The following is a 26,128-nucleotide window of genomic DNA, read 5'->3' on the forward strand; positions in this document are numbered from 1 at the left end:
AGAGCTGCGGCCACCCACCCTGATAAGATCAGTGCCGCCCCTGATCTCTTGGATTGCTTTGTTGCGCGGCAATTCCGCGATAATACGGTATCCGGCCACAAGAGACGTGGCCATTATCGTTGACGAGTCGTTTATTTCTAAGTCATATATTGTTGACTAATATCACTGGGTCTAGCGATGCATTCGTGTAGACCAAGGCGCCTCGCATTGGTGCGGGTGTCGGTTTTTCATGGCGTGGGGAAGCAGAGACCAGCTCTGCTGCATGATGCGCGACCCGACGTCAGGCTCAGACAAGCCATGTTTTCTTAAAGTTGTGTCCGTGGGTTTGCTGCCGGCGTTCGCTCGTCTTTCAGCGATTCTTGGCTTTGGCATGCTTCCTATCGTTCGTTCAACGGCTTTCGTCGTGTGCGTGCAGTGGGGACAGCGGCTGCAATGTATTTGGAACGAATTATCTTCAGGGCGGGCGTGCATGGCAACGATCATACCTTCGATGAGCATCAGCCAAATCAGGACGCTGACCGCGTCAGCGATTGCAGCTCTCACCACCGAAGATGTTAGTGCGCTCAGCTCGGCCCAGATCCGCGTCTTGTCGTCCGGGCAAATCTCCGCCTTTGAGACGGGTGATCTGGATACCCTTTCCGCCAGCCAGTTGGCTGCGATCTCGGCGACGGGGCTTCGCGGTCTGACGGTCGATCAGCTCGCGGTGATCGACAGTGCGAAACTCTCAGGGCTTCAAACCAGTCAGCTCATTGCCTTGTCGTCCGGCCAGATTGCAGCGCTGTCGGCCGATCAGTTCAACGCTCTGACAACGTCTCAGCTGGCTAAGCTGACCAATCGGAACTTGGCTGGTCTCGGCACGGACGATATCGCGACCCTGACGGCCGCCGAGCTTTCGGTGATCTCCTCTCGGGCCCTCGCCAGTTTGTCTGCCGCCAATTTCGCCGTTCTCACAAGCGGTCAAATCTCGGGCCTTACAACAGGTCAGATCGCTTCTTTGCCGACTGGCATCATTGCGAGCCTGACCACGAGCCAAATCGATGGTCTTTCACCGCTCCAGGTGTCGGCTTTGTCTGCCCGCCAGACAGCGGTGTTGACCCCCGCTATCCTCGCGTCCTTCTCGACCAGCCAGATCTCCGCACTCAGGAGTGTGGCAGTCGCGGGTCTTTCGTCTGACCATATTGCAGCGTTGTCGACAGAGCAGATCGATGTCCTGACCACCGGTCAGCTGGCGGCGCTGAATACTGTGGCGATCAGGGGCCTTGGCTCCGATGACATAGACGTGCTGTCGGCAGACGGTGTGGCGGCCATCGCGACGCGATCCCTGTCGGCACTTCCCGTTGATGTTTTCAGTTCGCTGAGCTCGGCTCAATTGACCGTTCTCAGCTCGCGCAAGATCGCGGCTTTGACCACGGCACAGCTCGCGTCGCTCACATCCGATCAGGTTGATGGGCTTTCGGCAGAGCAGCTTTCCGGCCTGTCCATCATGCAGGTCAACTCGCTGAGTTCCGGCACACTTCTGTCTTTCAGCACCCAGCAGATCGGCGGCTTGTCGACGCGTGTCATTGCTGCCTTCAACTCTGATCAAGTTGCGGCGCTCGATAGTGGACAGATTGCCGCCCTGACGACCGCGCAGCTTGCTGCCATTTCCTCGGCAGGGATCGTGGGTCTTGGAACCGATGATTTTGCAAACTTATCCCCGTCCGAATTCTCCGTTATCAACACGCGTGTCCTGAAGGCGCTGACAACGGCTCAAATCGGCGGTCTTCTCTCTAGTCAGATTGCGTCATTCTCAACAAGCCAGATCGGAAATCTGACGACCAGCCAGGTTGCGGCTCTCAGCAGCAGCCAGGTTACCAGTCTGACCCCGGCGCAGGTTGGCGCGTTGAACTCCATCCAGGTCGTTGCGCTCGGCAGTGCCAATATCGCTCTGTTGACGACCGCACAGGTGGCGGCATTGAGCAGTCGAGCCGTCGGCGCGCTGACCAGCGCGCAACTTGACGCGATGACGACCGACCAGATCGCCGCCTTGTCGGCCGCTCAGATCGCAGCGCTGTCATCAAGCGACATCGCTGCTCTGTCATCTGCAGACCTCAATGCGTTCAGTCCTGCCGAATTTGCGGCACTCGGTTCTGCCGCCATCCGAGGCCTTTCGACCGCTGCCATCGGAGGCCTTTCCACGGCCTTGATTGGTGCCATGAACACCCGGGCCCTGGCGGCGCTGACCTCGGAGCAGGTCGCGGCCATGACTTCGACCCAGATTGCGGCGCTGTCAGCTTCACAGATTGCGGCACTCAGCTCCAGTTCAGTCGCTGGCCTAGGGGCGGAAGACATCGCAACGTTCGATTCCGCCGATATTGGCGCACTCCAGTCGCGCTCGATCCGCGGACTGACCTCCAGCGCGTTTGCTTCGCTGACTTCAGGTCAGATCGTCGGGCTCACCTCTGCGCAGCTGACAGCTCTCTCTACAGCCGTCATTGGGTCGCTCACCAGTGATCAGCTGAACGGTCTTTTGACCAGTCAGATCGCCGTTCTCACGTCAAGTCAGATCGCAGCCCTCTCGACCGCGACGCTCGCGTCGCTTGAGACAGCCCAGATCCGGTCGATCAGCACCCGAGGCATTGCAGCGCTCAACTCTCAGCAGGTGGCTGCGTTGAGCACAGCGGCCTTTGATGCGCTGACGAGTCAGCAGCTGGCGGCGCTGACGTCCTCTGTCCTTCGCTCGCTGACAACCGGCGCGATCGGGACCCTGTCATCTGCCGAAATTGCGACCCTGTCCTCTCGCGTCATCGGCGCCCTCTCAACCGAGAACATCGCAGCTTTGACCTCCGGTCAGCTGGCCGGATTGACCAGTGGGCAGGCTGCGGCCCTGACAACGGTCCAACTCGACGTTCTCAATACCGCTCAGCTGGACGGGCTTTCCACCGCTGCAATCGCGGCCCTCACCAGTACTCAGGTTCGGTCGTTGACGCCGCAGCAATTCGGTTCTCTCTCGACAGCGCAGATGCAGGCCGTGAACACGCGAGCCATCGCCGCCCTTGGCAGCGATATGTGGTCTGCAGTTGGCAGTACGGAATTTGCAGCCCTTTCGACCTCGCAATTGGCCGCGATCGCCAGTGCCATTCTGACCGCAGACCAACTCGATACACTGACGTCGTCAGAATTTGCCGTACTCAGCACCCGGACCATCGGGTCGATTACCCCCGCATTGCTCGCCGGCCTCGAATCGACCCAACTCACAGGGCTGACATCCCTGCAGGCCGCTGCGCTGACGACAGCACAGATCGCAGGCTTGAGCAGCGATAATCTCGACGGGCTTCCGACACGAGCCATCGCTGCCATGACCAGCGTGCAGCTCAGGGCGCTTTCGACGGCCGCATTCGCCTCGCTTTCCACCGGCCAGGTGGCTGCCATCAACACCCAGGCCTTCGGCGGCCTATCCTCCACCCAGATTGGCGCCATGTCGTCGGAGCAGATTGGTGCTCTGACGTCTGGGCAGATCGCACTGCTCTCCAGTTCGGCGATTGCCGGTCTGACGACAGAAGATATCGATGCGCTGGATTCGAGCGATATCGCCGCGATCAGCTCTCGGGCGATCGTCGGCCTGTCCACCGCGAGTATTGCCGCTTTGGATACGGCGCAGCTTGCCGGACTGACATCCGTGCAGATCACTGCGCTGCGCACGTCTCAGATCGGCGCACTGACGTCCGATCAGATCGCCAGCCTGTCGAACAGCCAGTTTTCTGCGCTGACAACTGCGCAGATCCGCAGTCTTTCGACCGGTAGCATCGCCGCTTTGACGACCGATCAGGTTGTATCACTCAACTCGCGTGTCATCAGCGTGCTCTCCACCGATCAGCTGACCGCGATGACGACGGCGCAGATCGAGGCCCTGACACCGGCCCAGGTCAGCGCGCTGAACTCGCTCGCGATTGGTGCCCTCAATTCTGCAGATCTGCTGCTGTTCTCGACGGCGGATATTGCAGCGATCCAGACTTCCGCGCTGTCCGGGCTGTCAACCGATGATCTCAGTGATCTCACGACGGCCCAGATCTTCGCACTGACGTCGCGACAGATCCAATCGATGAGCAACGAGCAGGTCGCGATTGTCGTCGCTGCCTATCAGGCGATATGAGCAGTTAAAGAGTGCTTCTCAAAGGACAGTCTTCGTGGAAGGGCCCCGGTGGGGCCTTTCTCTTTGAAGGCGCGCCGAGAAGCGGAAGGCTCTGCTCCTCAAAGACTAGCAAAGCTCACGGTGTTCTTGGCCTCGGGAAGGGGTCGATATCAATCTCGATCTCGGGCTCAAGCGAGGGGTTGCGCAGATCATCCGGCGGCGCGAAGCCTGGTTCTTCGAGCAGGAAGCGTCCATCCACCCAGCCCGAAATACGCGGGAGATCGACGGTCGCAACACGGCACCAATAGCCGCCACGGCTATCCCTGCAGGAGAGCCGTTCGATCGGCGTGCCCTCATCGAGCGCGTGGATGATGCGGAAATTGGGCCCGGCACCGGAATAGACGGGCAGACGCTGACCGGGCGGCAGGCCTCTGACATGCCAGAGATAGCTATCCGTCATCAGACCGCCGCCGCCAATGTCGGGCGCAGGGATGACCTGCGGCTGCTGGGCGCTGACAGACGTTGCAAAGAGCGGCATCACGGACATCAGGGCCGCGACCACGATGCTGGTCTTCCGCCTTGTCTGTCTTTCATCCGTTCGGGTGCCGCGCATCTCGCTCTCCTGATTCCGCAACATGATACGAAGGAGAGGGGCGGGGTGCCACCGGTTTGATCCGTCAGGGTAAACGCGGGTCTACGGGCGAAGTGGGCCAGGCATTTGCCATGCCTGGCCCGGGGGTTCGAAGGTTCAGGCGCTCAATGCGCGATCATCACATGGCGGACGGCGGTATAGTCTTCCAGCGCGTAGAGGGACATGTCCTTGCCATAACCCGACTGCTTCATGCCGCCATGGGGCATTTCGTTGCAGAGCATGAAGTGGGTGTTGATCCAGGTGCAGCCGTAGCGCAGCTTGGCGGCGGTCTGCATGGCGCGGGAGATGTCCTTGGTCCAGACGGAGGAGGCAAGGCCGTAGTCGCTGTCATTTGCCCAGGCGACCGCCTGTTCGGCTTCCGTGAAGCGGGTGACGGAGACGACCGGCCCGAAGACTTCTCGGCGGACGATCTCGTCATCCTGCGTTGCGCCGGCAATGACGGTCGGGGTGTAGAAGAAGCCCTTGTCCGAGCCGAGCTTACCGCCGGTCACGACTTCCATGTGCTTGTGTTCGGCAGCCCGGGTGACGAAGCTTTCGACGCGGTCGCGCTGGCGCTTGGAGATCAGCGGGCCGATCTCGTTTTCGGCGTCGTCGGCCTGGTTGAACTTGATGGTCGAGACGGCGCTTGCAAGATCGGCGACGAAGCGGTCGTAGATCTTGTCAGCGGCGTAGATGCGGCAAGCGGCGGTGCAGTCCTGGCCGGCATTGTAGTAGCCGAAGGTGCGGATCGCCGAGACGACGGCATCGATATCGGCATCGTCATGGACGATGACCGGAGCCTTGCCGCCGAGTTCGAGATGGGTGCGCTTCACGGTCTTGGCGGCCGCCGTCAGCACCTTCTTACCCGTGGCGATATCGCCTGTTATCGAGACCATGGCGATCTTCGGGTGATTGATCAGTGCGTTGCCGACGCTGTCGCCGCGGCCGAGCACGACATTGACCACGCCTTCCGGCAGAATGTCGGCCATGACCTTGGCGAGCTTTAGGGCCGTCAGCGGCGTCTGCTCGGAGGGCTTGAAGACCACGGTGTTGCCGCCGGCAAGTGCTGGCGCGAGTTTCCAGGCCATCATCATCAGCGGGTAGTTCCAGGGCGCAATCGAGCCGATGACGCCGACAGCGTCGCGGCGGATCATCGAGGTGAAGCCCGGCAGATATTCGCCCGAAACCGGTGCCTGCAGTGTGCGGATCGCGCCGGCGAAGAAGCGGTAGCAGTCGACGATCGCCGGGATCTCGTCATTCAGCACGGCGTTGATCGGCTTGCCGCAGTTGAGGCTTTCGAGCGCGGCAAAACCGGCGGCGTCCTTTTCGATCGCGTCAGCGATCGCCAGCAGGTAGCCGGCGCGCTGGCCGGGGGTCGTCTGCGACCAGGAGACGAAGGCGCCTTCTGCGGCGTCCACGGCCTCGTCGACCTGGGCAAGCGAGGCCTCGGGGAGATCGACGATGACATCGCCGGTTTTGGGGTTCAGGATCTTTTCGTCCGTCTCTGTGCCGGCTTCGAACTTGGCGCCGATCAGCATCTGGGTGTCCATGTCGTTCTCCCTTTTATCAGACTTCAATTGCGAAACCGGCAGGCGACGCCGCACGGGTTCGGTGGTTCATCATTTGCCGCTGCCTGCGATCTGGTCGGTATCGCGGGTCAGATAATAGGCCGCCAGAATCGGCAGGAAAGTGACGATCACGACAACCATCGCGACCACATTGGTGACCGGGCGCTGGCGTGGGCGGATCAGTTCTTCGAGCATCCAGATCGGCAGCGTCGACTGCTGGCCGGCGGTGAAGGTGGTGACGATGACCTCGTCGAAGGAGAGCGCGAAGGCGAGCATGCCGCCGGCCAGAAGCGCTGTCGCAATGTTCGGCAGGATCACATAGCGGAAGGTCTGGAAACCGTCTGCGCCGAGATCCATGGAGGCCTCGATCAGCGAGCCTGAGGTGCGGCGGAAGCGAGCCACCGCATTGTTGTAGACAACGACGACGCAGAAGGTCGCGTGGCCGAGGATGATCGTCCAGAAGGTGAACGGGATGTCCGCCAGCGAAAAGGCCGAGCGCAGTGCAATGCCGGTGATGATTCCGGGCAGCGCGATGGGCAGGATCACGAGCAGCGAGATGACTTCGCGACCGAAGAACTTGGTGCGGGCAACGGCGGCGGCGGCAAGCGTGCCGAGCACCAGCGCAATCACGGTGGCGATGCTGGCGACCTTGACCGAGAGCCAGAGGGCTTCCCAGATGTCGGGGCGGTTCCAGGCGACGGCGAACCATTTGGTGGTGAAGCCCGGCGGCGGCCACTGGAAGCTCTTTTCCTCCGTGGTGAAGGCATAGACGAAGATCAAGAGGATCGGCAGATGCAGGAAGGCAAGGCCGAGGCCGGCGGCGATCTTCAGCGACAGGCCTGCGGATTGGGAGCGGTCAAAGCGCATCGAAGGCCCCCATGCGTTTGGCGATGGTCAGATAAATGCCCATGATGACGATCGGCACGACCGAGAAGGCGGCGGCAAGCGGGATATTGCCGGCAGTGCCCTGCTGGGCATAGACGGCCTGGCCGATGAAGAGGCGCGAGGTGCCGACGATCTGCGGGATGATGTAATCGCCCATGGTGAGCGAGAAGGTGAAGATCGAGCCGGCGACAATGCCGGGCAGCGCCAGCGGAAAGAGCACGTGGCGGAAGGTCTGGCCGGAATCGGCGCCAAGATCGCCTGACGCCTCGATCAGGTTGCCGGGCACGCGCTCCAGGGCTGCCTGGATCGGCAGGATCATGAAGGGCAGCCAGACATAGACGAAGACGATGAAGGTGCCGAGATAGCTGATCGACAGCGAATTGCCGCCTATCACGGGGATGGCGAGGATGCCGTCGAGCAGCCAGGTCAGATGCAGTTTCTCGAAGATCCAGGTGAGGATGCCTTCCTTGGCGAGGATCAGCTTCCAGGCATAGACCTTGACGAGATAGCTCGACCAGAGCGGCAGCATGATGCCGAGATAAAAGACCGCCTTCCAGCGCCCCCGGGCATAACGCGCGGCATAATAGGCGATGGGGAAGGCGATCACCGCAGACACCAGCGTGACGGCCGCCGACATCAGCAACGTGCGCAGGATGATGTCGAAATTGGCCGGCTGCAGCAGCTGGCCATAGGTTGCGAGCGTGAATTCGTAATTGATCAGGCCGGAGAATTCGTCGATCGAAAAGAAGCTCTGCAGGAGCAGCGCAAAGAGCGAGCCGACATAGATGATGCCAAGCCAGAGCAGGGGCGGCACCAGCATCAGAACCAGCAGCAGGTTGGGCCTCCGCCAGAACAGATCCGAGAGCCGCCTCATCAGGCCCTGACGGCCAGGGGTAATGGCGGGTGCGGAGATCGCCGTCATGCGGCCTCCTCCATATAGTGCAGGTCGGCGGGCGACCAGGCGATGCGGATGCTTTCGCCGCTCTGCGGTGCCGGTTGGCCGGCGGGCAGCGAGACGGTGAGGGCGGCCACTGCCGTTTCGACGAAGAGCTTGGTCGAGGCGCCGAGGAAGCTGGTCGAGCGCACGGTTGCCTCGACACCGCCGTCCGAGACAATGCGGATCGCTTCGGGGCGCAGGCTCGTCCAGCGGGCCTCACCGCCGAGCGCCTTCATAGCTTCGGGCGCAATCACATTCGAAGACCCAACGAAATCGGCGACGAAGCGGGTACGGGGGCGGTTGTAGATCTCGTGCGGCGTGCCGGCCTGGACGATCCTGCCGTCGTTGAAGACGGCGACGCGGTCGGCCATGGAGAGTGCTTCGCCCTGGTCATGGGTGACGAAGACGAAGGTGATGCCGAGCGAGCGCTGCAGGCTTTTCAGCTCCTCCTGCATCTGTTCGCGCAGCTTCAAGTCCAGCGCGCCAAGCGGCTCGTCGAGCAGCAGCACCTTGGGCTTGTTCACCAGCGCGCGGGCAAGGGCCACGCGCTGGCGCTGGCCGCCGGAGAGCTGGCCGGGCTTGCGGGCGCCGTAGCCTGGTAGCTTGACCATTTCCAGCGCCTTCTCGGCCTCACGGTGGCGTTCGGCCTTGGCGACGCCCTTGACCATCAGGCCATAGGCGACGTTGTCGAGAATGTTCAAATGCGGGAAGAGGGCATAGTCCTGGAAGACCGTGTTGACGTTGCGGCGATAGGGCGGCACGCCCTCGGCGGTTTCGCCGAAGATCTCGATATGGCCTGATGTCGGCTGTTCGAAGCCGGCGATCAGGCGCAGGCAGGTCGTCTTGCCGGAGCCGGAAGGGCCGAGCATGGCGAAGAATTCGCCTGGCTCGACGGTCAGGTCGACGGCATCGACGGCTTTCACGCTGCCGAAATGGCGCGAGACCTTCGAGAAGGAGACGGCTGCGGTCATGGGGACTCCGGTTTCATCTCTCCCCTTGCGGGAGAGAATGCGATTTCAGCAGCTTAGCGTCAGCTAAGTGCTAGAAATCGCAAGAGAGGGGGCGTGGGTTTCTGCCCCTCCGTTGCAAAATCTAACGCTTAGCCTCGCTCCGCTCGGCTAATTCGTTGATTTTGCTTTCTCCCCCGCAAAGGGGGGAGATATGGTGGTTACCGTCCGCCGATCACGCCGATGTAGTCGGAGACCCAGCGGTGGTAGGGGACGCATTCGCCCTGGCTTTCGCACTTGGAGACCGGGGTCTTCCAGAACTTGATCTTCTCGAAGTTGTCGAAGCCGTTGCGGGCGCAGCCTTCGTCGGTCAGGAGCGCATTGCCCTTGCAGGCGGCGGGAACGGAGGGAACCGTGCCGAACCAGGCGGAAACGTCACCCTGGACCTTGGGCGAGAGCGAATGCTCCATCCACATATAGGCGCAGTTCGGGTGCTCGCTGTCGACATGCAGCATGGTGGTGTCGGCCCAGCCAGTGACGCCTTCCTTCGGGAAGACCGATGCCACGGGCTGGTCGGCCTTCAGGAGGTTGACCTGGAAGGGCCAGGAGCCGGAGGCGACAACGCCTTCGTTCTTGAAGTCGTCGATCTGGATGAAGGCATCGTGCCAGTAGCGGCTGACCAGCGTGCGCTGGACGCGCAGGAGATCAAGGGCTGCCTTGTACTGGTCTTCGTTCAGCTCGTAGGGGTCCTTGATGCCGAGTTCCGGCTTGTGGAACATCAGGTAATTGGCGGCATCTGCCACATGGATCGGGCCGTCATAGGCCTGGATGCGGCCCTTGTTGGATTTGCCGTCGGCGAGCGTCACTTCCTCGAAGACGACATTCCAGCTGTCGGGGGCTTTGTCGCCAAAGGCCTTGGTGTTGTACATCAGAACGTTCGGACCCCAGACATAGGGCGTGCCGTAGTGAACGCCGTCCTTGGTGTGCCAGGGGGCGTTCTGCAGGCGTTCGTCGATGGTGCTCCAGGAGGGGATGAGGGCCGTGTTGATTGGCTGGACGCGCTTGCCGGCCACGAGACGCAGCGACGCGTCGCCCGAGGCGGTGACGAGGTCGAAGCCGCCTTCGTTCATCAGGGCGACCATTTCATCCGAGGTGGCGGCGGTCTTGACCGAGACCATGCAGCCGGTCTTCTTTTCGAATTCGGTGACCCAGTCGAAATTCTTGTCGGTTTCGCCGCGCTCGATATAGCCGGCCCAGGCAACGATGGACAGCGCGCCTTCGCCAGGGCCGAGCTCCTTCAGGGGCTCCTGGGCGACGGCCGCGGAGGTAAAGCTCAGGACGGTGGCAAGGACAGTGCAAGACTTCAGAAGAGATTTCATCGCGAGGTCTCCCGGTTGGAGGGTCGCTTTTGCGTGACCCTTATTGTTCCCGGAACAAAAGTTGCCGTGAATTAACCGCATTCGCAAATTCATTCGTCAGAATGTCGGTATCGGTTTTTCCGATAGATGGGGCGTCTCTGATGGTCGTTACGTAATGCCCCTCATCCGGCTGCCGCCACCTTCTCCCCGTGAACGGGGAGAAGGCCGATTGGGCCGCCGTATCCGCCTTCTCCCCGCTTGCGGGGAGAAGGTCCCGGCAGGGGGATGAGGGGCACCTTTCTTGAGGCTGCGTCTACCTCACCCGCCCACTCCGGCTCGCCTCGGCGATGCCGACGAAATCGCGCGCCGCCTGTGGCAGGCTCGAACCCTTGCGCCAGACCATGCCGACCTGCACCACCGGAAGCGCGCCCGAGACGTCGCGGCTTTCGATACGGTCGCCTTCCAGCGACCAGGGCCGATAGACGAGATCGGGAAGCAGGGCCACGCCCGCGCCTGTGGCGACGAGGCTGCGGACCGCTTCCACAGAACGCGTGCGGAAAGCGACATGCGGCCGGGCGCCGAGCGCCGAGAGCAGCTTGCCGGTGTTCTCCTCGATTTCGTCGACCGTCAGCATGATCAGCGGCTCGCGGGCGATATCCTGCACGGAAATGATATCCGCCGAAACCAGCGGGTGGCCAATGGGCAGCCAGAGGCGGTAGGGCGAGGTTTCCAGGATCTCGGCCTGCAGCGCCAGTCGGTCGCGCAGGTTGGAGATGACCATCACCGCGACATCGAGTTCGCCACCGATCAGCAGGTGTTCGAGATAGGAGCCGTTGTCCTCGATGGCCGAGACCTCAACGCCCGGGCAAGCGCGGCGATAGCGGGCGAGAAGATCGGACAGGACGTAGCCGGCGACGAGGGAGGTCACGCCGATATTGAGCGTGCCGCCGGTGCTGTTCTGGGTCTCGGTGAAGACGTTGCGGGCATCCGAGACATCGGCGAGGATCTTGGTTGCGTGGCGGAGGAACTGGTGGCCGTTATAGGTGATGGTCAGGCCGCGCGGATGGCGCTCGAAGAGCTCCACACCGAGATCGCCCTCGAGTTCCTTGATCGCCTCGGTCACCGAAGACTGGGAGATCGACAGGTTCTGTGCCGCACGCGTGACCGATCCCTGTTCGGCGACGGCGACGAAATACTGCAATTGGCGGAAGGTGAAGGCCATGGCCTTTTGAAGCACGGCGCCTGATCCGAGGCAAGGCAGGTGATATGCCTGTCCGCTTGCATGTCTGCCGTGCATTTGTGGGCTAGGAAAACCGGGCGACGCGTGTACGATCATGCCGCTCGCTTCGTGTTTCGTCAGCGGGTCCTTCCTGTTCAGGCCATTGTTGCACATCATGAAATCGACGCCGCTTGGCTACAGCTTCACGTTTCTGGCTTTTTCCGTCTTTGCCATTCAGGACGGTCTTTCAAAGCATCTCGGCCAGGATTATTCGCCGGTCCAGGTGGCTATGGTGCGCTTCTGGGCCTTTCTCGTTTTTGCCCTGTTCATGGCATACCACAGTCCCGGGGGGATCAGGGCTGCCGTCAACAGCAAACGTCCTTGGCTTCAGTGCCTGCGTGGGCTGCTCCTTTTCGTGCAGATACTGATTTCGGTGACGGCCTTCGTCCATGTGGGGCTGGCGCAAAGCCAAGCGATTTTTGCCGCAACGCCGATTTTTGTCGCGCTGTTGTCGATGCCGGTGCTGGGCGAACGTGTGGGCTGGCGGCGTTGGACAGCCATCCTGGTGGGGCTGATCGGTGTTGTGGTGATGCTTGCCCCGACCGGCAACGGTGTCAGCCCCTACATGATCCTGCCGCTGATCTGCGCCGTCATGGGCGCTGTCTATGGAATTGCCACTCGGCTGGTCAGCCGCGATGATACCCCGGCGACGAGCTTCTTCTATCTTGGCTTTGTCGGTTTCGTCTGTGCCACAATCCTTGGTCCATTCTACTGGATCCCGTTTACCGCCGTCGACTGGGCCTGGATGGCGGGGCTTTGCTGCACCGGTATCATAGGGCATTTCGCTCTGATAAAGGCCTACGGCAATCTCGACGCAGTGCTTGTCCAGCCGATCTCCTATTGGCAGTTGGTGCTCGGCGCCATCCTTGCGGTGGCGGTGTTTGGCGAGGTGCTCAAGTGGAACACGGTGGTCGGCTCGATCATCGTCGTTGGAGCCGGCCTCTTTACCGTCTGGCGGGAATGGGTGGTGTCGCGTCGTGCACGACACGCCGAGGAACAAGCCAGGGGCTAGGCCTTCGCCTCGCTGCTGCGATTGCGGATCTGACCGATCAGGAAGGTCGCGATGAAGATGCCGCTCATGATCAAGACGATCGTCGGGGCGGGGGCGCTGTCGATGAAGAAGCTCAGATAGATGCCTGCCAGCGAGGAGATGACCGCGACGGACACCGCCGTCACCAGCATCGTGCCGTAACGCTTGGTCAACAGGAAGGCGATGGCGCCGGGGGCGACCAGCATCGCGACCGAGAGGATGATGCCGACGGCTTTCAGGGCGCCGACGACGACAAGCGAAAGTACGGCGAGCTGGCCGTAATGCAGGAGCCGGACCGACAGGCCGATGGCCCGCGCATGCTGCGGGTCGAAGGCGTGGACGAGCAGGTCCTTGCGCAGCACGATCAGGAAGAGCGTGGCGAAAAGGGCGATGAGGCCTGTTTCGATGAGGTCCGAGGGCAGCAGGCCCAGCATGTCGCCGAAGAGTATGTGGTCGAGATGCACGGAGCTCTGGACCTTGACATAGAGGACCAGGCCGAGACCAAACATGCCGGAAAAGACGATGCCGAGCACCGTGTCTTCCTTGATGCGGCTGTTCTCCTTGATGAAGCCGGTCAGAAGCGCGCAGACGAGACCGGCGACAAAGGCGCCGATGGCGAGCGGAATGCCGGCGATATAGGCGATCACCACGCCCGGCAGCACGGCGTGCGAGACGGCGTCGCCCATCAGCGACCAGCCTTTGAGCACCAGCAGGCAGGAGAGAAGCGCCATCGGGATCGCGATCATCAACGTCACGACGAATGCCGACTGCATGAAGGGCAGCTGGAAGGGCATGAGCGCGAGTTCGAGGGTTTCACTCATGCCGGGCGCTCCTCAGGGAGACGAGCGGCGTCTGTCATGACCTCTGGGGACGCTGGTTCCAGGGCTTCTCGGGCGCGGCTGCGCGCGGCGAGCACGCCGTGCTTGGGCGCGAAGAGGAAGGCCAGTAGGAAGATCACCGTTTGCAGCACGACGATGATGCCGCCGGTGGCGCCGTCGAGGAAGTAGCTGGCATAGGCGCCGACAAAGCTCGTGCCCGCACCAATGCCGAGTGCGAGCAGGATCAGGCGCTGGAAGCGGTCAGTCAGGAGATAGGCGGTGGCCCCGGGGGTCACGACCATGGCGATGACCAGGAAGGCCCCGACCGTCTGCATGGCGGCAACGGTTGAGGCGGCGAGCAGGGTGAAGAACATCACCTTCAGCGCATCGGGCCTGAGGCCAATCGAGCGAGCGTGGTTTTCGTCGAAGAAGGTCACCATCAGGTCCTTCCATTTCAGCGTCAGCACGAGAAGGCTGATGCCGCCGATCAGGATGAGCTGTAGCGTGTCGGCGGGCGAGATGGCCAGAACATTGCCGAGCACGATGGTCTTGATGTCGATGGAGACGGGCGAGATCGACACCATGAACAGGCCGAGGCCGAAGAAAGAGGTGAAGATCAGTCCGATGATCGCGTCTTCCTTCAGCTTGGTGCGCTGGTTGAGGAAGAGGATGGCGAGCGCCGCAAGTCCGCCGGACAGGAACGCGCCAAAGGCAAAGGGAAGGCCCAGCATATAAGCGCCGGCCACGCCGGGCACGATGGCATGGGAGAGCGCGTCGCCGATCAGCGACCAGCCCTTCAGCATCAGATAGGCGGAGAGGAAGCCGCAGACGGCGCCGACCAGCGCAGACACCAGAATGGCGTTGCGCATGTAATCATAGGTGAAGGGCTCAACCAGAGTCGCGAGCATCTGATGCTCCCGGTTTCGGCTGGCCATAGATGACGAAGGGGCGTTCGTCATCGGTGATGACGGTGACTTCGCGGCCGTCATCATCGTCGTGCAGATCGCGACCGGCGAGCACGAAATGGCGCAGCGCACCGCCAAAGGCGGTCTTGAGGTTGTCTTCGGTAAAGGTGTCCTCGGTCTTGCCGGAGGCAATCACGGTGCCCTTGACGAAGATGGTGCGGTCGCAGAAATCCGGCACGCTGCCGAGATTGTGGGTCGAAACCAGCATGACGCGGCCTTCGGCGCGCAGGTCCTTCATCAAGCCGATGATCTGTTCCTCTGTGGTCACATCGACGCCGGTGAAGGGTTCGTCGAGCAGGATGACCTGACCTTCCTGGGCCAGCGCGCGGGCGAGGAAGACGCGCTTGCGCTGGCCGCCGGAGAGCTCGCCGATCTGGCGCTTGCGGTAATCGCCCATGCCGACGCGGGCGAGCGCTTCGTCAACGAGCTGGTGATCGCGCTTAGAGGGGATGCGCAGGAAATTCATGTGGCCGTAGCGGCCCATCATCACGACGTCCTCGACGAGAACGGGGAAGTTCCAGTCGACCTCTTCCGCCTGGGGTACGTAGGCGACGAGGTTTTTCTTGAGGGCTTCCCGCACGCTCATGCCGAGCACGCGGATCTCGCCCGATGCGACGGGCACGAAGCCCATGATGGCCTTGAAAAGCGTCGACTTGCCGGCGCCGTTGACGCCGACAAGTGCGGTGATGGTTCCGGGTGGGATTGCAAAGCTCGCATGGCGCAGGGCCGTGTGGCCGTTGCGATAGGTGACCGTCACATCCTCTGCGGCGATCCCCTCGCGATTGCGTCTTGCAGCCGATCCCATGATCATCCGGCAAATCCCTTCACGATGGTCGAGACCGTCACCTTCAGGAGATCCAGATAGGTCGGGACCGGACCGTCAGGCTCGCTCAGCGAATCCACATAGAGGATACCGCCATAGCGTGCCCCGGTTTCGGCAGCGACCTGTTTGGCCGGCTTGTCGGAGACGGTGCTCTCGGAGAATACGACGGGGATCTTGTTTTCGATCACCTGGTCAACGACCGCCTTCACCTGTTGGGGTGTGCCCTGGCTGTCGGCATTGATCGGCCAGAGATAGAGTTCCTTCATGCCAAGGTCGCGGGCGAGGTAGGAGAAGGCACCTTCACTGGTCACCAGGAAGCGCTCGTTTTCCGGCACCTTGGCAATTTCCGCCTGCATCGGCCCGATTTCCGCGCGGATCTTCTCCGAATAGGTGCGGGCATTGGCCTCGTAGATCGCGGCATTCGCTGGGTCGATGTCAGTCAGCGCCTTGCGGATGTTCTCGACATAGATGAGTGCGTTCTCGGGAGACATCCAGGCGTGCGGGTTCGGCTTGCCGTCATAGGCGCCACCGGCAATGCTGATCGGCTCGACGCCATCGCTGACGGTTACGGTCGGCACATCGCCGAGATTGGCGAGGAATTTCTCGAACCAGGCTTCGAGGTTCAGCCCGTTGCGCAGCACGAGGTCGGCATCACGGGCTTTCAAAATGTCACGCGGGGTCGGCTGGTAGCCGTGGATCTCGGCACCCGGCTTGGTGATGCTTTCGACATCAGCGGCGTCACCGGCAACATTCTGGGCGATATCGGCAATCACGGTGAAGGTCGTGACGACCTTCGGCTTGTCGTCGGCAAAGGCTGTCCCCGGCAGCAGAAGCGCCAGAGCGAAAAGACGGCAGGCAAGCTTTGAAACCATTGTCCATTCCTGTTCTTGCAAGTCATTCGCATTAAAATCTATCGCGCTTCGTGCCGTTGTCAATGCTCTTGCAAATCATTTGCAAAAAGACCGGCTCGGAAGTGTGCCGGAACTGGAATTGCCGGGTTAAAGGTTCCGCAAGGAGAGCGGCGTATGCTCACCCCCAGTATTGCGTAAACAGTCGGGACAGTGTCATGGCGGAGTTCCAAGCGTGAAGGTGCCCAAGATCCACCTTTCACGAAAGCTCATGCTGATTGCAGGCGGAGTGCTTGTCAGCCTCGGCGGCACGGGTGCTGCCGCCGTCTATATTGGCGCCGACAAACTGCTCGGTCCTTCCTATGCCGATCTCAATGGCCTTGAATGCACGGAAGTGAAGACGGTGACGATCCAGAAGAAGGATCGCCTCTGGGTTCGTAAGTTTATCACCACCGATGAGCCTGGCGACGGGATGGCGCGCGTCAAGACAGCGTTGCGGGTGGCCAAGAGCCTGCAGGAGGCCGAAAAGGCGGATCTGGTGCAGGTCGTCGTGCTCGATATCAACGGACCGAAGGATCGTTCTGGCATGCGTGGCCGAGCCGTGGGCGCCGATGTCATCTATGTGCCGGAGCCGGGCCATGTTCCCGAGGAGGTCGGAGCCCGCATGCTGACGGCGCGCTATGTCGATGGCGCTGCCGCAGCAAATGGCGAGTTCTTCGGTGAACGCGTCGACATGCTCGAAGCCGATATTCAGGCGCTTGTCGCCAAGCTCAACGATCAGACGGATTGCGTAAAGCCCGAAGGCCTGGTGCCCGAGGTCGAGGGCCATGACGATAGGTCTGCCGGCGGTCACGGCAAGGCTCCTGCTGGTGGTGGCAAGGACGCGCATGGCGAAAAGCCGGCTGACGGTCACGGCGAGGCCAAGGAGGGGCACGACGATGCGCCCGCCGACGAGCATGGTGAGGAGACGCCGGTTGCCGAACATGGCGCCGAGGAAAGCAAGGGCTGGATGGCCTCACTGATGGGCATGGTCGGTCTCGGTGGCGAAGAGGCCCCGGCTGAAGATCATGCGGCTCCCGCTGATGGCGCTGCTGCCGTTGCAGAAGGGCATAAGGCGCCGGCGGACGACCATGCGGAACCGGCAGTTGCCGCGCATGGCGATGCCGGGTCGAGCGATGCCCATGGTGATGCTCCGGCGCATGGCACGGAACAGGTTGCCCATACGGAAGAAAAGCCGGCCACTGTTGAAGAGACCGCTCATGGCGGGGCAAGCGCCGGGCATGAGGAAACAATCGATCAGGCGGCGGCCCACGAGGTCGCGACCGAAGAGGAGCCGGCGGCAGATGGTGGCTGGTTCGCCTCGCTGAAAAGCATGGTGGGACTTGGCGGTGCTGACGAAGAGGCGCCTGCCGAGGATGCGACGGCGAAGGCCGAGGAGGCCCCGGCCGGCGGTGATGCCGCAAGCACCGACCATGGCGCGGCCTGGCTCGAGAAGATGCGTTCACAGCCGATCACGCCGGCTGCAGGCGGGGCCGCAGCGCCCGCCGCCAAGCCGGAGGAACATGGCGCCGTGACCGATGGTCACGCCCCCGCAGCCGAGCAGCATGCGGCCAAGTCCGCCGCTGATCCCGCCCATGCCGAGCATGCGGCACCGGCCGAAGACGAGGCGATCTTGCCGCCCAAGGTCAACGCCAAAGGCGACGAGCACGCCAAGGCAGGGCACTAGAGCCGTTCATTTCTAAATGGAATCAGTTCTGTTGGCTGAAACGGAGTCGGATGATCGCCCGGCTGGCGCGCGTCGTATCCACAGCATACGGCCAAGCCAGCCGGGCGATCAGGCGGCCCGTTCCAGCCAACCCGAAGGGCCGGGCATCTTTCCGCCAGGATCAGCTGCGATCGTCTCGCCCATACCTCAGGGTATGCGCAGCGTCGATCGTCGCTGCCCTGACGAAAACCTGCTCCGGCAGAACTGCTTCCATTTAAAAATGAACGGCTCTGAGCACAGCGTGGCGGCGCAACTGCGCCGCCCCCGGTTTCTCGCAGGTCGCCATGACCGGCGAATCCTGTAGTCTTGTCTTGGGGAGGCCCCAACAGCAGACCGGGAACCGATGGAACGCATAACACTATTTCAGCATGCATCCGATTATGCCAATCGTGGCGGCCTTGCCTCCGATCTAGCGCGGCTTGTCGCGCGTCCGTCGGTGAGCCAGTCCGAGGGTCAACCGGGCGATCTGATCGCCTATCTGGATGCCGACATGCGGCCGATGCTGGAAGCGATCGGGTTCACCTGCCAAGTCTTCGACAATCCGCTGCCGGGCGGCGCGCCGTTTCTGGTCGGTAGCAGGATCGAAGACGCGGCCCTGCCGACCATCCTGATCTACGGGCATGGTGATGTCTGCAATGGCGAGGCATCCCGCTGGCGCGAGGGATTGCATCCCTTCCAGCTGATCCAGGAAGGCGACCGGCTTTACGGTCGGGGCACCGCCGACAACAAGATCCAGCACCTCATCAACATCAAGGCCCTGGAGACGGTGATCAAGGGGCGGGGACGTCTCGGGTTCAACGTCAAGATCGTGCTGGAAATGGCGGAGGAGACCGGGTCTTACGGCTTGCGGGACTTCTTCGAGCGCGAACGCGACCTGTTGTCGGCGGATGTGCTGATCGCCTCGGACGGGCCGAGGCTGCAGGTCGAGACGCCGACCATGTTCATGGGCTCGCGCGGCGGCTTAAGCTTCGATCTCGTGGTGGACTTGCGGCCGGGGGATCATCATTCCGGCAATTTCGGCGGGTTGCTTGCCGATCCGGTGATCCTGCTCACCCATGCCATCGCCGCCATCGTCGATCGGCGCGGCCAGCTCCTTGTGCCGGAATGGCGTCCGACGAGCCTCACGCCCGACATTCGTGCAGCGCTCAAGGATTTGCCGCCGCGGCGGCATGATGAGGGCTGGGGCGAGGCGGATCTCACGCCGTCGGAACGGGTCTTCGGCTGGAATTCGCTTGCCGTTCTGGCGATTTCGGCGGGAAACATCGCAGCCCCGCAGAATGCCATTTCCGGTTCGGCGCGGGCGACCTGCCAGCTGCGGTTTGTCGTCGGCACCGATATGGACGAGATCCTGCCGGCGCTCAGGCGGCATCTCGATGCGGCAGGGTTTCCGATGGTGGAGATCCGGGCCAAGGGGCCGGCCTTCAAGGCGACGCGCTTTCCGCCGGATCATCCTTGGGTGCGGTTTGTCGAGCAGTCCATTACCGCAACAACCGGCAAGGCGCCGCATCTCCTGCCCAATCTCGCGGGATCGCTGCCGAACGATGTCTTCACCGACGTGCTGGGCCTGCCGACGATCTGGATCCCGCATGCGCATGCAGACTGCGGCCAGCATGGACCGAACGAGCATGCGCTCTTGTCGATTGCCGAAGAGGGCATGCGGATCATGACGGGGCTTTTTCTCGATATCGGAGAACAGGGTGCGCCGGCCTCCCTTTGAGGCGAATGTCCTGCACCCAGAAACGCAAAAATCCCGGACCTCCTGCGAGATCCGGGATTTGAAACTTGTATCTGCTGCCCTGCTCAGTCAGCCTTGTTGCGGCGGGCCGGGAAGAGGATGACGTCGCGGATCGACGGGGCGTTGGTCAAAAGCATGATCAGGCGGTCGACGCCGATGCCGAGACCGCCGGCGGGGGGCATGCCCTGGTCGATGGCATCAAGGAACTCGTCGTCAAGCTGCTTGTCCTTTTCGCCGCGCGAATGGGCCTGGTCGAGCTGCTCGACCATGCGCTTGCGCTGCTCTTCCGGGTCATTCAGTTCGGAGAAGGCGTTGCCGACTTCCCAGGCGTTGCAATAGGTCTCGAAACGCTCGACGAGGCGCGGTTCGCCTGGCACTTCCTTGGCAAAGGGCGAGATGTCCTTCGGGAAATGCGTGACGTGGCTCGGCTGGATCAGCGTGCCCTCGACCTTTTCCTCGAAAATGAAGGCGAGGCATTCGCCCCAGGTCCAGTCCTTCTCGACGGCAAAGCCGGCGGCCTTGGCGGCGGTGCGGGCTTCCTCGTCGGTCTTCATCGCCAGGAAGTCGATGCCGGTCGCTTCCTTGACGGCGTCCGGCATCGGCACGCGCTTGAACGGACCCTTGAAGGACAGCGTCTTGTCGCCATAGACGACGTCCGTCGAGCCGTGGATGGCAACCGCGAGGCTTTCGAACAGGCGCTCGACGAGGCCCATGACGTCCTCATAGTCGGCATAGGCCCAGTAGCATTCCATCATGGTGAATTCGGGATTGTGGCGGGTCGATACACCTTCGTTGCGGAAGTTGCGGTTGACCTCGAACACCTTGTCGGCAAGGCCCGACACCAGGGTGCGCTTGAGGAACAGTTCCGGCGCGATGCGCAGATACATGTCCATCTTCAGCGTGTTGTGGAAGGTCTTGAACGGATCGGCGGTGGCGCCGCCATAGACCGTCTGCAGCATCGGCGTCTCGACCTCGAGGAAGCCTTCGCCTTCCATGAAGCGGCGCAGACCCGAGATGATCTTGGAGCGCTGCAGGAAGCGGAGCTTGGAATCCTCGTTGGTCAGGATGTCGAGATGGCGCTTGCGGTAGCGCAGTTCGATGTCGGCCAGACCGTGATACTTCTCTGGCATGGGGAGAAGCGTCTTGGTCAGCATGGTGATTTCATGAGCGTTGATGGTCAGCTCGCCGCGCTTGGTGCGACGGACCTGGCCCTTGACGCCGATGATGTCGCCAAGGTCGATCATCGGCAAAAGCGCGCGGGCTTCTTCCGGGGTCGTGTCCTTGTGGGAGAAGATCTGGATCTTGCCCGAGGCGTCATGGATGTCCATGAACATGCCGGAATTGCGCGAGGAATAGACGCGGCCGGCGACCGTGACGATGTCCTCCGATTCCTGATCCGGCTCGAGACCAGCGTATTTCTCGGCGAATTCCGCATTGGTCAGCGTGCGGTGGAAATGCGCCGGATAGACGTCGCCGACGGTCTTGCGCAGCTGGTCGAGCTTCTGGCGGCGGACTTCCGTCGGGTCGGAGGAGAGGGCGGTTTCGGTCTTCTGTTCGGTCATCGTGTGAACGCCTTTTGCGGCTGTCTTCGTTTCGGTCACCCCCCTCTGCCCTGCCGGGCATCTCCCCCTCAAGGGGGGAGATCGGATGGGGGTACGCTCTTTGCTTCCCTCCCGCATCGCTGCCGCTAAACTGTGAGCTTGAGGCACAAGGCCTGCCACTCGATAATCTCCCCCCTTGAGGGGGAGATGCCCGGCAGGGCAGAGGGGGGTATTCAGTGCGCCGCCAATTGAGGCGACACGGCATCTTAGTTGGTGGCACCCGCCATCGCGGTCAGCACCTGGATCGCAACCTTCAAACGCTGGCGCACGACCGAGCGGCCGAGCAGCGCCATACTGTCAAACAGCGGCAGCGAGCGCTGGCTGCCGGAGACGGCGACGAAGAGCGGCGGGGTGACGACGCGGAGCTTCTTGCCCATGCGGTCCGAAATCGCCCGCAGCTCTTCCTCGATGGTCGCGACGTTCCATTCGAGGATCTTTTCGAGGTCCGCCTGAACGGTGGTGACGATTTCGAGTGTTTCGGCCGGGCTGGTCTTCAGGCCGCCGAAGGAGGCGGGCGTCAGGCCGACGTCGTTGGCGAGCAGGAAGCCGGCGAGCGGCGGGACTTCGCCGAGCTTGGTGACGCGGCTCTGGGCGAGCTTAAGGCCTTCGACCAGGCGATCGTTCTCCATCGACCAGTCGAGCACGCGGGCGACGAAATCATCAGGTGTCAGCTTCTCGCGCAGCCAGCGGCCGTTCAGCCAGTCGAGCTTCTGGATGTCGAAGATGGCACCGGCCTTGGACAGGTTGTCCGGATCGAACTTCGCGATCAGCTCTTCCATCGACAGCAGTTCCTCGCCTTCGGCGATCTGAATGAAGAACAGGCCGAGGAAGTTCATCAGGGCTTCCGGCAGGTAGCCGAGAGCGGAGTAATAGGAGATCGAGGTCGGGTTCTTGCGCTTCGACAGCTTCGACTTGTCGTGATTGCGCATCAGCGACAGGTGCATGAAGACCGGCGGCTCGAGGCCGAGATGGCGGTAGATCAGGATGTGCTTCGGCACCGAGGCCAGCCACTCTTCGCCGCGTGCGACGTGGGTGATCTTCATCATGTGGTCGTCGACGACGTTTGCCATGTGATAGGTCGGCATGCCATCGGCCTTCAGGAGCACCTGCATGTCGACGCTTTCCCAGGGGATCGAGACGTCGCCGTAGACGCCGTCGTGGAAATCGCAAGAGCCTTCGGTCGGCACCTTCAGGCGCACGACATGCGGCTCACCGGCGGCAACGCGTGCGGTGACTTCTTCGGCCTTCAGATGCAGGCAGTGGCCGTCATAGCCCGGGGGCTTGCCAGCGGCGCGCTGGGCTTCGCGCATACTTTCCAGCCGCTCGGGCGTGCAGAAGCAATGGAAGGCGCCGCCGTTTGCAAGCATCTTGTCGACGAAAGGACGGTAGAGATCTTTGCGCTCGGACTGGCGATAGGGGCCATAGGGGCCGCCGACATCGGGGCCTTCCGACCAGGTGAGGCCGGTCCATTTCAGCGCGTCCAGCACCTTCTGTTCGAACTCGGCGGTCGAACGCGTCGCGTCGGTGTCCTCGATGCGCAGGATGAACTCACCGCCGAATTTCTTGGCGAAGAGATAGTTGAACAGCGCGATATAGGCGGTACCGACATGGGGCTCGCCGGTCGGGGAGGGTGCGATGCGGACGCGGACGCCGGAATTGGTCATAGGATTCAGCTCGTGTGCGTGCGGGGGATCTAGCGTGCAAGCGCCGGATCGAGAATTGTGAGACTTCCAAGGATGGCTACGAAGGACAGACAGGGCTCATATAGACCGCCTGTTCCACCGCGAGGCCTTAGGCCATATTCATGGCCGTGCGTCAAGAAAAACCACGGAAACAGGGCTTTCGCAGAGCCTCTCGCTTGCGCGCAGATTTTTTGCAAAGCGGTCGGAACCAGAAGCCCAATTCCGCGTTTAGTTGGCAGAGCGCAGGCCGTGCCAACCGGACGCGACGGGATATGGGGAACAGGGAGGTTTTCCGGTTTCTCTCCCTGGCCAACGAATTGGCAGACGAGCCCCTTAACCGTCCGGCCTGCGCTCTCCCCAAGTCCCCGCCCCCAAGGAAAACCTGCGTCCCGCCGACGCAGGTTTTTCTTTGCGCGTCTCGAATGGTTTCTGGCTTGTCAGCTGACGGGCCAGACCATCAGCAAGGCCGGCACCGAGACCAGCACAATCAGAAACGAGAGAGGCAGCCCCAATCTCGGATAGTCGGAGAACCTGTAGCCCCCGGGGCCCATAACCAGCGTGTTGCACTGGTGGCCTATGGGGGTGAGGAAATCGCAGCCGGCACCGATGGCGACCGCCATCAGGAAGGCCTCCGGCTTGTAGCCGAGGCCAGTGGCGAAGCTTGCGGCAATCGGCGCCATAACGAGCACCGTTGCGGCATTGTTGAGGAAGGGGGTGACCGCCATGGCTGTCAGCAGGATGAGCGCGACAGCGCCCCAAGCGGGTAGACCTCCGGCGATGGCGTTGAGCCAGCCGGCGATAACGTCGCTGCCGCCGGAGGTTCTCAGCGTATCTGCGACAGGGATCAGGGCTGCCAGCATCACCAGGATCGGGCCGTCGACGGCGCGGTAAACCTCGCTGACCGGAATGACGCCGAAGGCAACCATGGCAAGGGCTGCGGCGAAGAAGGCGATCGCGACCGGGGCAAGGCCGAGCGCTGTCGCGCCCATGGCAATCACGAGGATCGCGAGAGGAATGAAGATGTTGCGGCTCGTGCCCAGCAGGATTTCGCGCTCGGCAAGCGGCAGGCAGCCGAGTTCGGTCAGGATCGAGGGCATCTGCTGGCGCAGGCCCTGGAGCACGACGACATCGCCCGAGCGCAGGGTCAGCTGGCCCAAGCGTTCGCGAATGCGCTTGCCCTGGCGGCTCACGGCCAAGAGGTTCACGCCATAGGTATGGACAAGCGACAGCTCGCTGGTGGTCTGGCCGATCAGCGGGGAACCGCGACCGATCACGGCTTCCACCGAGGAAATGTCGCCACGCTTCTTGCGGTCACCCTCCGTGTTGCCGGACAGGCTGAGATTGCCCTGGGAAACGATGCGGTCGAGCGCTTCCGATGGACCTTCGAGGAGGAGCGTGTCCTCTTCATGCAGCAGGACGTCCGGAAAGGGCGAGAGGCGTGTGTGGCCCCGCAGGATGGCTGTGGCGGTCACTTCGCCATGAGAAATCTGCAGCAGGTGATGAAGGGTCTTGCCGACATAGGGCGACTGGCGGGTGATCATCGCTTCGGTGGCGAAGCTTGAGGCTTCGAGCGCCTCCTGCAGCGACGGGTTCTGGTTCTCGCGACGTGGCACGAGCCAGTAGAAGAAGATCAGAAAGAGGATGCCGGCGGCAGCGAGCGTCGCGCCCACCGGCGTGAAATCGAACATGGTGAAGGGCTGGCCGGTGAGCTCTTCCCGCAGCCGCGAGACCGCAATGTTCGGTGAGGTGCCGATCTGCGTCATGAGACCGCCGAGCAGTGCCGAAAACGCCATGGGCATCAGGAAGACCGAGGGCGGGACGTTGGACCGCCGGGCGAACTGGAAGGCGACGGGCATCATGATCGCCAGCGCGCCGATATTCTTGATGAAGGCCGACAGCACGGTCACTGTTACCAACAGGAGCAGCATCTGGCCATGCAGGGAGGAGAGGGCTGGAAAGAAGCGCTTGATGGCGAGATCCACAACGCCCGAGCGGGCGACGCCGGCGCTCACCACCAGGGCGCTGCCGACGATAATCACCAGATCGTCCGAAAAGCCGGAGAAGGCTTCCCCTGCCGGGACCAGGCCCAAGGCGACCGCAGCAACCAGGGCACAGCAGGCAATCACGTCGTAGCGGAACTTCTCCCAGAGGAAGGCCGCCATCATGATGGCAATGATGCCGAAGGCGAGGATCTGCTCGTAGGTCATGGGGCTCCGGCACAATGCTGGCTGATCAGGAAGGCGTAGGAGCTTGCTGGAAGTCTGGCAAGGGCCGATCGGTTCCAAGCCCGTTTGATCGACAGTGAAAAAAGGCCCATCACGATGACAGGCCTTCGATGTTTGTGGCTCCGTTGCCGCCGCTGCTCAATGCACTGCGGTCTTCAGCTTGCGGTCCCGTTCGCGCTTGCGCCGGGCGAACATGTTCAACACCTCGACCAGCGCGGAGAAGGCCATGGCCGCGTAGATGTAGCCCTTGGGAACATGGAAGCCCATGCCTTCGGCAATCAGCGTCGTGCCGATCATCAGCAGGAAGGCAAGCGCCAGCATGACGATGGTCGGGTTCTTCTCGATGAAATTGGCCAGCGGCGTTGCGGCCAGCAGCATGACAGTCACGGCTGCGAGGACGGCGACCACCATGATCGGCAGATGCGGGGTCATGCCAACGGCGGTGATGATGCTGTCGATCGAGAAGACGAGGTCGAGCAGCAGGATCTGGCCGATGGCACTGGCAAAGGTCGTCGAGGCAGACGAGGCGATAAAGTCCTCGTCCTTGTCGACGGGGTCGACATTGTGGTGGATTTCCTTGGTGGCCTTCCAGACAAGGAAGAGGCCACCTGCAATGAGGATCATGTCCTTCCAGGAGAAGCCATGGCCGAACGCTTCAAAGACCGGTGTCGTCAGCTGGACGATCCATGCGACGGTGCCGAGCAAAGCGAGGCGCATGACAAGCGCCAGACCAATGCCGATCCTTCGCGCCCTTTCGCGCATTTCAGCGGGCAGTTTGTTCGTCAGAATCGAGATGAAGATCAGGTTGTCGATGCCGAGAACCACCTCCATCACCACAAGCGTTACGAGGGCGATCCAGGCGGCGGGGTCCTGGAGAAGAAGCATGATGTCCTGCATGATGGTGTTCCGTGCTGATCAAA

19 protein-coding genes are annotated in these 26,128 nt (G+C 62.1%); 4 read left to right on the forward strand and 15 right to left on the reverse strand.

All coding sequences use genetic code 11. The features are described from left to right. Positions 1-490: 490 nt before the first annotated feature. Entirely contained in the window at positions 491-4,132 is a 3,642-nt protein-coding gene (locus tag AC1PUL_RS01725) for a beta strand repeat-containing protein (protein ID WP_480466327.1), read from the forward strand. A 115-nt stretch (positions 4,133-4,247) separates the two neighbouring features. On the opposite strand, the gene AC1PUL_RS01730 is transcribed toward AC1PUL_RS01725, so the two are convergent. The 7 genes from AC1PUL_RS01730 to AC1PUL_RS01760 form a co-directional block, all read right to left on the reverse strand. Further along, positions 4,248-4,724: an SH3 domain-containing protein gene (locus AC1PUL_RS01730; protein WP_480466328.1), complete on the reverse strand. Its 477-nt coding sequence runs from the start codon at positions 4,722-4,724 to the stop codon at positions 4,248-4,250. 143 nt (positions 4,725-4,867) lie between these two features. Further along, a complete protein-coding gene (locus AC1PUL_RS01735) occupies positions 4,868-6,292 on the reverse strand; it encodes a gamma-aminobutyraldehyde dehydrogenase (protein WP_480466329.1) in 1,425 nt (474 codons plus the stop codon). A gap of 69 nt (positions 6,293-6,361) precedes the next feature. Next, entirely contained in the window at positions 6,362-7,177 is an 816-nt protein-coding gene (locus AC1PUL_RS01740; RefSeq protein ID WP_480466330.1) for an ABC transporter permease, read from the reverse strand. Then, a complete protein-coding gene (locus AC1PUL_RS01745; RefSeq protein WP_480466331.1) occupies positions 7,167-8,117 on the reverse strand; it encodes an ABC transporter permease in 951 nt (316 codons plus the stop codon). Before AC1PUL_RS01745 ends, AC1PUL_RS01740 begins: the two co-directional genes overlap by 11 nt. After that, entirely contained in the window at positions 8,114-9,103 is a 990-nt protein-coding gene (locus tag AC1PUL_RS01750; protein WP_480466332.1) for an ABC transporter ATP-binding protein, read from the reverse strand. Before AC1PUL_RS01750 ends, AC1PUL_RS01745 begins: the two co-directional genes overlap by 4 nt. 197 nt (positions 9,104-9,300) lie before the next feature. Further along, on the reverse strand, positions 9,301-10,458 hold the full coding sequence (locus AC1PUL_RS01755; protein WP_480466333.1) for an ABC transporter substrate-binding protein: 1,158 nt from the start codon (positions 10,456-10,458) through the stop codon (positions 9,301-9,303). Positions 10,459-10,750: 292 nt separating this feature from the next. Then, the gene (locus AC1PUL_RS01760) at positions 10,751-11,659 is read right to left on the reverse strand and encodes a LysR family transcriptional regulator (RefSeq protein WP_480468458.1); all 909 of its coding nucleotides are present in this window, start codon (positions 11,657-11,659) and stop codon (positions 10,751-10,753) included. A 172-nt stretch (positions 11,660-11,831) separates the two neighbouring features. Between AC1PUL_RS01760 and AC1PUL_RS01765 the strand changes: the two genes are divergently transcribed. Further along, positions 11,832-12,728: a DMT family transporter gene (locus tag AC1PUL_RS01765; protein ID WP_480466334.1), complete on the forward strand. Its 897-nt coding sequence runs from the start codon at positions 11,832-11,834 to the stop codon at positions 12,726-12,728. Here the strand turns inward: AC1PUL_RS01765 and AC1PUL_RS01770 are convergent. Genes AC1PUL_RS01770 through AC1PUL_RS01785 form a run of 4 tightly spaced genes read right to left on the reverse strand, consistent with a single transcriptional unit; the run spans position 12,725 to position 16,224 of the window. Next, the gene (locus AC1PUL_RS01770; RefSeq protein WP_480466335.1) at positions 12,725-13,567 is read right to left on the reverse strand and encodes a metal ABC transporter permease; all 843 of its coding nucleotides are present in this window, start codon (positions 13,565-13,567) and stop codon (positions 12,725-12,727) included. The genes AC1PUL_RS01765 and AC1PUL_RS01770 overlap by 4 nt on opposite strands. After that, positions 13,564-14,472, reverse strand: coding sequence for a metal ABC transporter permease (locus AC1PUL_RS01775; protein ID WP_480466336.1), 909 nt, complete (start codon positions 14,470-14,472; stop codon positions 13,564-13,566). Before AC1PUL_RS01775 ends, AC1PUL_RS01770 begins: the two co-directional genes overlap by 4 nt. Next, the gene (locus tag AC1PUL_RS01780) at positions 14,453-15,340 is read right to left on the reverse strand and encodes a manganese/iron ABC transporter ATP-binding protein (protein ID WP_480466337.1); all 888 of its coding nucleotides are present in this window, start codon (positions 15,338-15,340) and stop codon (positions 14,453-14,455) included. Before AC1PUL_RS01780 ends, AC1PUL_RS01775 begins: the two co-directional genes overlap by 20 nt. Next, positions 15,337-16,224: a metal ABC transporter substrate-binding protein gene (locus tag AC1PUL_RS01785; RefSeq protein ID WP_480466338.1), complete on the reverse strand. Its 888-nt coding sequence runs from the start codon at positions 16,222-16,224 to the stop codon at positions 15,337-15,339. The genes AC1PUL_RS01780 and AC1PUL_RS01785 overlap by 4 nt, the downstream gene beginning before the upstream one ends. Positions 16,225-16,435: 211 nt before the next feature. On the opposite strand from AC1PUL_RS01785, the gene AC1PUL_RS01790 reads away from it, so the two are divergent. Then, entirely contained in the window at positions 16,436-17,926 is a 1,491-nt protein-coding gene (locus AC1PUL_RS01790) for a hypothetical protein (RefSeq protein WP_480466339.1), read from the forward strand. A 382-nt stretch (positions 17,927-18,308) separates the two neighbouring features. Next, positions 18,309-19,682, forward strand: coding sequence for a M20 family metallopeptidase (locus AC1PUL_RS01795; protein WP_480466340.1), 1,374 nt, complete (start codon positions 18,309-18,311; stop codon positions 19,680-19,682). A gap of 83 nt (positions 19,683-19,765) precedes the next feature. Here AC1PUL_RS01795 and lysS read toward each other — a convergent pair whose 3' ends face one another. The 4 genes from lysS to AC1PUL_RS01815 all read right to left on the reverse strand — a co-directional run bounded on the left by lysS (position 19,766) and on the right by AC1PUL_RS01815 (position 26,105). Then, the gene (gene lysS, locus AC1PUL_RS01800) at positions 19,766-21,262 is read right to left on the reverse strand and encodes a lysine--tRNA ligase (RefSeq protein ID WP_480466341.1); all 1,497 of its coding nucleotides are present in this window, start codon (positions 21,260-21,262) and stop codon (positions 19,766-19,768) included. A gap of 245 nt (positions 21,263-21,507) precedes the next feature. After that, complete coding sequence (gene gltX, locus AC1PUL_RS01805; protein ID WP_480466342.1) at positions 21,508-22,965, reverse strand: glutamate--tRNA ligase; 1,458 nt, start codon at positions 22,963-22,965, stop codon at positions 21,508-21,510. A gap of 455 nt (positions 22,966-23,420) precedes the next feature. Further along, positions 23,421-25,190, reverse strand: a complete 1,770-nt coding sequence (locus tag AC1PUL_RS01810) for an SLC13 family permease (RefSeq protein ID WP_480466343.1) — start codon at positions 25,188-25,190, stop codon at positions 23,421-23,423. Between the two features lie 156 nt (positions 25,191-25,346). Then, complete coding sequence (locus AC1PUL_RS01815) at positions 25,347-26,105, reverse strand: TerC family protein (protein ID WP_480466344.1); 759 nt, start codon at positions 26,103-26,105, stop codon at positions 25,347-25,349. Positions 26,106-26,128: the final 23 nt, after the last annotated feature.

The organism is Rhizobium sp. P43 (genome assembly GCF_056730705.1).